Source organism: Kitasatospora sp. NPDC057500 (genome assembly GCF_042802195.1).
Classification (GTDB): Bacteria; Actinomycetota; Actinomycetes; order Streptomycetales; family Streptomycetaceae; genus Kitasatospora.
This window is the reverse complement of the sequence record NZ_JBHVER010000282.1, coordinates 1-8,369: the sequence shown is the minus strand read 5'-3', so window position 1 is coordinate 8,369 and position 8,369 is coordinate 1. Positions and strand designations below refer to the sequence as shown.

Below are 8,369 nucleotides of genomic sequence, written 5' to 3'. Positions count from 1 at the left end.
CGGTTTCCGGGTCACCGAGCGCACCCCCCGCGAGCTGGCCGAGCTGGCCGAGGTCCGCGCGCTCATCGAGATCCCGATCATGCTCCGTCTCGCCCGCACGGTGCCCGCCGCCGCGCCGCTCGCCGCCGCTCCCGCCGCACCGCCGGCGCCCAAGGCCGCCGCCCCGGCCCCCGCGCCCGCCGCCGAGCCCACCGGCCCCCAGCTGGTCCAGCTGCGCGGCCCGGCCAAGGCCGTCGCCACCAACATGGACGCCTCGCTGGAGGTGCCGACCGCGACCTCGGTGCGCGCCGTCCCGGCCAAGCTGTTGATCGACAACCGCATCGTCATCAACAACCACCTGCAGCGCGCCCGCGGCGGCAAGGTCTCCTTCACCCACCTGATCGGCTACGCCCTGGTCCAGGCCGTCAAGGCCTCCCCGGGCATGAACCACAGCTACAAGGTGGAGGACGGCAAGTCCTACCTGGTCAAGCCCGAGCACGTGAACCTCGGCCTGGCCATCGACCTGGTCAAGCCGAACGGCGACCGCCAGCTCGTCGTCGCGGCCATCAAGAAGGCCGAGACCCTCGACTTCTTCGGCTTCTGGCAGGCCTACGAGGACATCGTCCGCCGGGCCCGCGCCAACAAGCTGACCATGGACGACTTCACCGGCGTCACGGTCTCGCTGACCAACCCCGGCGGCATCGGCACCGTGCACTCCGTGCCGCGCCTGATGCAGAACCAGGGCACCATCGTCGGCGTCGGCGCCATGGAGTACCCGGCCGAGTTCCAGGGCTCCGCCCCGGAGACCCTGGCCCGCCTCGGCGTCTCCAAGATCATGACGCTGACCTCGACCTACGACCACCGCGTCATCCAGGGCGCGGCGTCCGGCGAGTTCCTGCGCACGATCCACCAGCTGCTGCTCGGCCAGAACGGCTTCTACGACGAGATCTTCGAGTCGCTGCGGATCCCGTACGAGCCGGTCCGCTGGGCCACCGACGTCGCCACCACCCACGACGACGAGGTCAACAAGACCGCCCGCGTCATGGAGCTGATCCACTCCTACCGGGTCCGCGGCCACCTCATGGCCGACACCGACCCGCTGGAGTACAAGCAGCGCAAGCACCCCGACCTGGACGTCACCACCCACGGCCTCACCCTGTGGGACCTGGAGCGCGAGTTCGCGGTCGGCGGCTTCGGCGGCCAGCGGATGATGAAGCTCCGCGACATCCTCGGCCTGCTGCGCAACACCTACTGCCGCACCGTCGGCATCGAGTACATGCACATCCAGGACCCGAAGCAGCGCAAGTGGCTGCAGGAGCGCCTGGAGAAGCCGTACACCAAGCCGGAGCGCGAGGAGCAGCTGCGCATCCTGCGCCGGCTGAACTCCGCCGAGGCCTTCGAGACCTTCCTGCAGACCAAGTACGTCGGCCAGAAGCGCTTCTCGCTGGAGGGCGGCGAGTCGCTCATCCCGCTGCTCGACGCCACCATCGACGCCGCCGCCGAGCACCGCCTCGACGAGGCCGTCATCGGCATGGCCCACCGCGGCCGCCTGAACGTGCTGGCCAACATCGTCGGCAAGCCGTACGGCAAGATCTTCGGCGAGTTCGAGGGCAACCTCGACCCGAAGTCGATGCACGGCTCCGGCGACGTGAAGTACCACCTGGGCTCCGAGGGCACCTTCACCGGCCTGGACGGCGAGACCATCAAGGTCTCGCTCGCCGCCAACCCCTCCCACCTGGAGGCCGTGGACCCGGTCGTCGAGGGCATCGCCCGCGCCAAGCAGGACATCCTGGACCAGGGCGGCACCACCTTCCCGGTGCTGCCGATCCAGATCCACGGCGACGCGGCCTTCGCCGGCCAGGGCGTCGTCGCGGAGACCCTGAACATGTCGCAGCTGCGCGGCTACCGCACCGGCGGCACCGTGCACGTCGTGGTGAACAACCAGGTCGGCTTCACCGCCGCCCCGGCCTCCAGCCGCTCCTCGATGTACTGCACCGACGTGGCCCGCATGATCGAGGCCCCGATCTTCCACGTGAACGGCGACGACCCGGAGGCCGTGGTCCGCGTCGCGCGGCTCGCCTTCGAGTTCCGCCAGGAGTTCCACAAGGACGTGGTGATCGACCTCATCTGCTACCGCCGCCGCGGTCACAACGAGGCCGACAACCCGTCGTTCACCCAGCCGCTGATGTACGACCTGATCGACAAGAAGCGCTCGGTGCGCAAGCTGTACACCGAGGGCCTGATCGGTCGCGGCGACATCACCATGGAAGAGGCGGAGCAGGCGCTCCAGGACTTCCAGGGCCAGCTGGAGAAGGTCTTCGCCGAGGTCCGCGACGCCGCCCAGGCGCCCGCCCCCGCCACCGGCGGCAAGCCGGTCGCCGACTTCCCGGTCAACATCCGGACCGGCATCTCCCAGGAGATGGTCAAGCGGATCGCCGCCTCCCAGGTCAACCTGCCGGACTGGCTGACCGTCCACCCGCGCCTGCTGCCGCAGCTCCAGCGCCGCTCCGCCTCGGTCGAGGACAACACCATCGACTGGGCGATGGGCGAGACCCTCGCCATCGGCTCGCTGCTCATGGAGGGCCACCCGGTCCGCCTGGCCGGCCAGGACAGCCGCCGCGGCACCTTCGGCCAGCGGCACGCCGTGCTGATCGACCGGGCCACCGGCGAGGACTACACCCCGCTGCAGTACCTCACCGAGGACCAGGCCCGCTACACCGTGTACGACAGCCTGCTGTCCGAGTACGCGGCGATGGGCTTCGAGTACGGCTACTCGCTGACCCGCCCGAACGCGCTGGTCATGTGGGAGGCGCAGTTCGGCGACTTCGTCAACGGCGCGCAGACCATGGTGGACGAGTACATCGCCTCCGCCGAGCAGAAGTGGGGCCAGCACTCGGGCGTCACCCTGCTCCTGCCGCACGGCTACGAGGGCCAGGGCCCGGACCACTCGTCCGCCCGCCCGGAGCGCTTCCTCCAGCTGTGCGCGCAGAACAACATGACGGTCGCCATGCCGACCCTGCCGTCGAACTACTTCCACCTGCTCCGCTGGCAGGCGCACAACCCGCACCACAAGCCGCTGGTCGTCTTCACCCCGAAGTCGATGCTGCGCCTGAAGGCCGCGGCGAGCGCCACCGAGGAGTTCCTGTCCGGCTCGTTCCGCCCGGTCATCGGCGACACCACCGTCGACCCGGCGCAGGTGCGCAAGGTGGTCATCACCGCCGGCAAGTTCTACTACGACGTCGAGGCGGCCCGCACCGAGCGCGGCATCACCGACACGGCGATCGTCCGGGTCGAGCGGCTCTACCCGCTGCCGGTGGCCGAGCTCCAGGAGGAGCTGGCCCGCTACGGCGACGACGTCCAGTTCGTCTGGGCGCAGGAGGAGCCGGCCAACCAGGGTGCCTGGCCGTTCATCGCCATGAACCTGGTCGACCACCTCCAGGTCGTCATCGGCCGCAGCGCGGACGGCCCGCGCCTGCGCCGCGTCGCCCGCACGGCCTCCTCGGCCCCCGCGGTCGGCTCGGCCAAGCGGCACGCCGCCGAGCAGCAGCAGCTGCTGGAGGAGATCTTCACGCTCTGACCCCCCGGTCGGCCGCGTGAACCCGGCACCACGGCCCCCGTGCCCCTGGACTCCAGGGACACGGGGGCCGCCGCCGTTCCGGGGCGGCGCACGGGGTGTGTGCGAAGGTCCCAGCTCTGCAACCAAACCGGCACCGACCTGCGCGGAGTCCTGACGGATCGATAGGTTATGGAGCGCCAGACCGCCGCCCGGACGCCCGTCACCGCGCCCGCCAGGCGGTCGGTGGAACTCACCGCTCTCCCAGGGGGATCAACCGCATGACCGCCGACACGCCACGGGACGCCACCGCCGCACCGCTCCCGCCGGTCTTCCAGCCGCTGCATCCGGACGACCCCCGGGAGGTCGGCGGCTACCGGCTGTTCGCCCGGCTCGGGGCCGGCGGCATGGGCCGGGTCTACCTCTCGTACACGCCCGGCGGCCGGCCGGTGGCGCTCAAGGTGGTCCGCCCCGAGTTCGCCGAGGACGGCGAGTTCCGCCGCCGGTTCGCCCAGGAGGTGTCCAACGCCCAGCGGATCCACGGCCTCTACACCGCCCAGGTGATCGACTCCGGCGGCCTCGACGGCGACGCCCCGTGGCTGGTCACCGCGTACGTCCCCGGGCCGTCCCTGCAGCAGGTGGTGCGGGAGAACGGCGCGCTGCCGGTCCGCACCGTGCTGCTGCTGCTGGGCGGCATCGCCGAGGCGCTGCAGGCGATCCACAGCGTCGAGGTGGTCCACCGCGACCTCAAGCCGGCCAACGTCCTGGTGGCCGGCGACGGTCCTCGGGTGATCGACTTCGGCATCGCCCGGGCCGCCGACGCCACCGCGCTCACCGGTACCGGCTACCGGATCGGCTCCCCCGCCTTCATGTCGCCCGAGCAGGCCCAGGGCCGCCCGGTCACCCCGGCCACCGACGTGTTCGCGCTCGGTGCGCTGGCCGCGTACGTGGCGGGCGGCGCCGCGCCGTTCGGCGACGGCCCGGACACCGCCGTGCTCTACCGGGTGGTGCACGAGCAGCCCGACCTGGACGCCGTCCCGGCCGGGCTGCGCGAGCTGCTCCTGCGCTGCCTCGCGAAGTCGCCCGAGGACCGCCCGAAGCCCGCCGAGATCATCGACATCGCCCGCAACCACCCGGCCGTCGGCGGGCAGCTGCGGTTCTCCGACGACTGGCTGCCCAAGCAGGTCAACACCGAGATCACCCGCCGCTCGGACCTGCCGAAGACGCCGCCCACCCCGCTGCCCGCCGCACCGCCCGCTCCCCCGGCCGGCCCGCCGACCGGCCCGGTCGCCGCGACGCCGCCGCCCGCACCGGCCGCGCCGCCCACCCACCAGGCCACCGCGCCGTCCTTCGGCCCGCCGCCGCCCGGGTTCGGCCCCGCCCTGCCGGACACCCCGCCGCCCGGCTTCGTCCCACCGCCGCTCGGCGCGTACGGCGCCGCACAGACGCCCACCGAGGCCCCGACCGGCCCGCTGCTCGGCGCCCCGCCCACCGTCCAGCTGCGCCAGGAGCCGCCGTCCTACGACACCCCGCCGCCCGGGCCGGTGGTCACCGACCTGGCGGCACCCGCGCCGGAGCCGGCCCGCAAGGGCGTCTCCTGGAAGGTGCTGCTGACCGTCGCCCTGGTGATGGCGCTCGGCGGCACGGCCGGGGGCGTGGTGCTGATGTCCAAGCTCGGCAAGGACGACAACAAGCAGAACAGCGCCCAGGGCGGCCCGGGGAGCGCGCAGCCCGCCGCGCCGCCGTCGGCCACCACCCCGGCCGCGACCACCCCGGCCGCGACCACGCCCTCCGCGACCGCCGCCCCGACCACCCCCACCTCGGCGGCGGTCAGCGCCGCGCCGGGCAAGTCGCCCTCGGCCGACGGGGTCACCGCGCCGGCCCGGCCGGTCGGCTACCAGCCGGTGATCGAGAAGAAGTCGCTCGCCATCCCGGCCGCCGAGTACTCCAGCGAGGCCTACCGGATCGACCTCACGACCGGCACCGTGGTGCCGCGCGGCGGGGACCTGAAGTGGGGGCTCGGCCTCAGCCGGGAGTCCACCTCCAGCGGCAGCCGGGCCGACTCCTTCGAGAGCGTCGGCGACAACAAGTCCGACTTCGCGGTGATCACCGAGACCGCCATCACCCCCGAGCAGTGCGCCATCGCGATCGACTCCCGGCCGGACACCGACCTGACGTTCAACCGGGTCACCCCGGGTCGGCTGCTCTGCATCCGCGACCGGGTCACCCGCAACATCGCCATCGCCGCCGTGGAGGTCGCGGACCCCACCACGGGCGCCGCCAAGGTCACCCTGAACACCTACCGCGCGAGCTGACCCGGTCTATCCTGACCAGGTCTTATCCCCATCGGACCGGAGCGAACCGTGTACTTCACCGACCGCGGCATCGAGGAACTGGAGAGCCGGCGCGGCGACGAGGAGGTCACCTTCGAGTGGCTGGCCGAGCGCCTGCGCGAGTTCGTCGACCTCAACCCGGACTTCGAGGTCCCGGTCGAGCGGCTGGCCACCTGGCTGGCGCGGCTCGACGACGAGGACGACGAGTGACCGGGTGACCGAGTGACCGGACGACCCGGTGAGCGGCCGTCGTCAGGGCCCGGAGGCAACCGCCTCCGGGCCCTTTCGCGTGCTCCCCGTAGGGGTGGGAGTCCGGGCCCGCTCCGGGTCGGCCCCGGGGTGGGGCTCCCTTGACTTCGCCGTCACGCGATATATCGTCTTTAAAAGAGAGAACGCGATACATCGCGAGTCCGAAACGGGAGGCGGCAGAGATGAGCCAGTGGACGGTCGAAGGACCCGACAGGATCACCATCGAGGAGACGGTCCGGAGCCTTCAGGTGCGGACCATCGACGGCACCGTCAACGTGGTCGCCGCCGAGGGCCCGGCCCGCCTGGAGGTCACCGAACTCAAGGGCGAGCCGCTGCACGTCACCCTGGTCGACGGCGTGCTGACCGTCACCTACAAGGACCTCAGCAGCTGGAACGAGTTCGGCGACGTCCTCAAGTCGGTCGAGTCGGTGAAGGGCTTCTTCTCCTCCTTCAAGCGCAAGCGGACCGCCTCGGTCACCCTGACCGTGCCGGCCGGCACCGACGTCAAGACCGGCACCGTCTCCGCCGCGACGACGGTCTCCGGGATCACCGGGAACGTCTCGACGCAGACCGCCAACGCCGACGTCACCCTGGTCGGCCTGGCCGGCCGGACCGAGGCCAGGACGGTCACCGGTGACGTGGACGCCCAGGCGGTGGCCGGCCGGCTCGGGCTCAACACCGTCTCCGGCCGGCTCACCGTGGTCGCCGGCACCGCCGAGAAGGTGTCCGCCAACTCGGTCACCGGCGCGGTCACCCTGGACCTCGCGGCCGCCACCCCGACCGAGATCAAGGTCAACACGGTCAGCGGCGCGGTCGGCGTCCGGCTCCCCTCGCTGGCCGACACCAAGGTCGAGGCCGGCACCACCAGCGGCGACCTCTCCTCCACCTTCGAGCAGCTCAAGGTCGGCGGCAGCTGGGGCACCAAGCGCCTCTCCGGCCAGCTCGGCGACGGCAAGGGCAGCCTCTCGGTGACCACCGTCTCCGGCGCGGTCACCGTGCTGCACCGGCCGGACGCCGAGGACGACGCCCGGCCCGCCGCCCGGGAGCTGCCCGCCGGGGACGGCCCGTCCGCCGGCCCCGACCTCACCAAGGAGGCCTGACATGACCCCCGTCTTCGGCCACGGCCGGCTCCGGCTCTACCTGCTGAAGCTGCTCGACGAGGCCCCGCGCCACGGCTACGAGGTGATCCGCCTGCTGGAGGAGCGCTTCCAGGGCCTGTACGCGCCCTCCGCCGGCACCGTCTACCCCCGGCTGGCCAAGCTGGAGCAGGAGGGACTGGTCGCGCACAGCACCGAGGGCGGCCGCAAGGTCTACCGGCTCACCGACGCGGGCCGCACCGAGCTCGCCGCCCGGCAGGGCGAGCTCGACGAGCTGGAGCTGGAGATCCACGACTCGGTGGCCCAGCTGGCCGGGGCGATCCGCGAGGACGTCCGGGACAGCGCCAAGGACCTGCGCGAGGAACTCTGGGGCGCGGCCGAGCAGGCCCGCCGGAGCGCCCCGCGGCCGGGGGCGGAGGACGGGGACGGCGAGGGGGACGCGGACCGCAGCGGCGGCAACCCGTGGGCCGGACCGTGGGGCGACCAGGCCGCCTGGCAGCGTGCCAAGGAGGAGTTCGCCCAGTTCAAGCGGCAGGCCAAGGAGCAGGCCAAGCGGGCCAAGGAGCAGGAGAAGGCCGCCAAGGCCAAGGCCAAGGCGGCCGAGGAGGAGGCCCGCCGGCTGCGCGAGCAGTCCAGGGCGGCACGCACGGCGGCCCAGCAGGAGGCGCTGCGGATCAAGCGCCGGGTCGAGCAGCAGGTGCGCGACCACGCGGCGCGCGGCGACTGGCCGACCGGCCTGGCCGAGGGGCTCTCCGAGCTGACCAAGGGACTGGCCGGGCTCGCCGACGCGGCCCGCTGGGGCCACCCGTCCGAGGAGAAGGCCGGGCCCGCCGCCGGTGCGCCCGGCGCGGAGCGGGTCACCGTCACCCGGATCGACCTGGACAAGGACGAGCCGGCCGGCGCGGCCCCGGCCGACCTGCCGCCGTGGGCCGCCACCGACCCGGCCGGCGACCCGGCCCGGGAGCTGGAGCGGCTGCTCGACCGGTTCCGCGACCAGGTCCGCGACACGGCCAGGGACGGCGGCGTGACGCCCGAACGGCTCGCCGAGGCCCGCGGTGTGATCGGCGCGGCCGGCGAGCGGCTGAAGCGACTGCTCGGCTGAGCCGGTGGGCCCCGGGCGCCCGGCCCCCCCCCCGGGGGGGGCGGGCCCCCGCCGGG

The 8,369-nt window shown here is 73.0% G+C and carries 5 protein-coding genes; all 5 read left to right on the top strand.

Features of this window, described 5'->3' with window-relative positions; genetic code table 11:
• Positions 1-3,556, top strand: a 3,556-nt coding sequence (locus ACFU74_RS34330; protein WP_380763997.1) for a multifunctional oxoglutarate decarboxylase/oxoglutarate dehydrogenase thiamine pyrophosphate-binding subunit/dihydrolipoyllysine-residue succinyltransferase subunit, incomplete at its 5' end; no start/stop codon positions are given.
• Between the two features lie 257 nt (positions 3,557-3,813).
• Positions 3,814-5,847 carry a serine/threonine-protein kinase gene (locus ACFU74_RS34325; protein ID WP_380763995.1) on the top strand — a complete coding sequence of 678 codons (2,034 nt, stop codon included), beginning with the start codon at positions 3,814-3,816 and terminating at the stop codon, positions 5,845-5,847.
• 48 nt (positions 5,848-5,895) lie between these two features.
• On the top strand, positions 5,896-6,075 hold the full coding sequence (locus tag ACFU74_RS34320) for a DUF6104 family protein (RefSeq protein ID WP_030309148.1): 180 nt from the start codon (positions 5,896-5,898) through the stop codon (positions 6,073-6,075).
• Between the two features lie 221 nt (positions 6,076-6,296).
• Positions 6,297-7,214 (top strand): DUF4097 domain-containing protein, encoded by a 918-nt coding sequence (locus ACFU74_RS34315; RefSeq protein WP_380763993.1) that lies wholly within the window; start codon positions 6,297-6,299, stop codon positions 7,212-7,214.
• Position 7,215: 1 nt separating this feature from the next.
• Positions 7,216-8,313 carry a PadR family transcriptional regulator gene (locus tag ACFU74_RS34310; RefSeq protein ID WP_380763991.1) on the top strand — a complete coding sequence of 366 codons (1,098 nt, stop codon included), beginning with the start codon at positions 7,216-7,218 and terminating at the stop codon, positions 8,311-8,313.
• Positions 8,314-8,369: the final 56 nt, after the last annotated feature.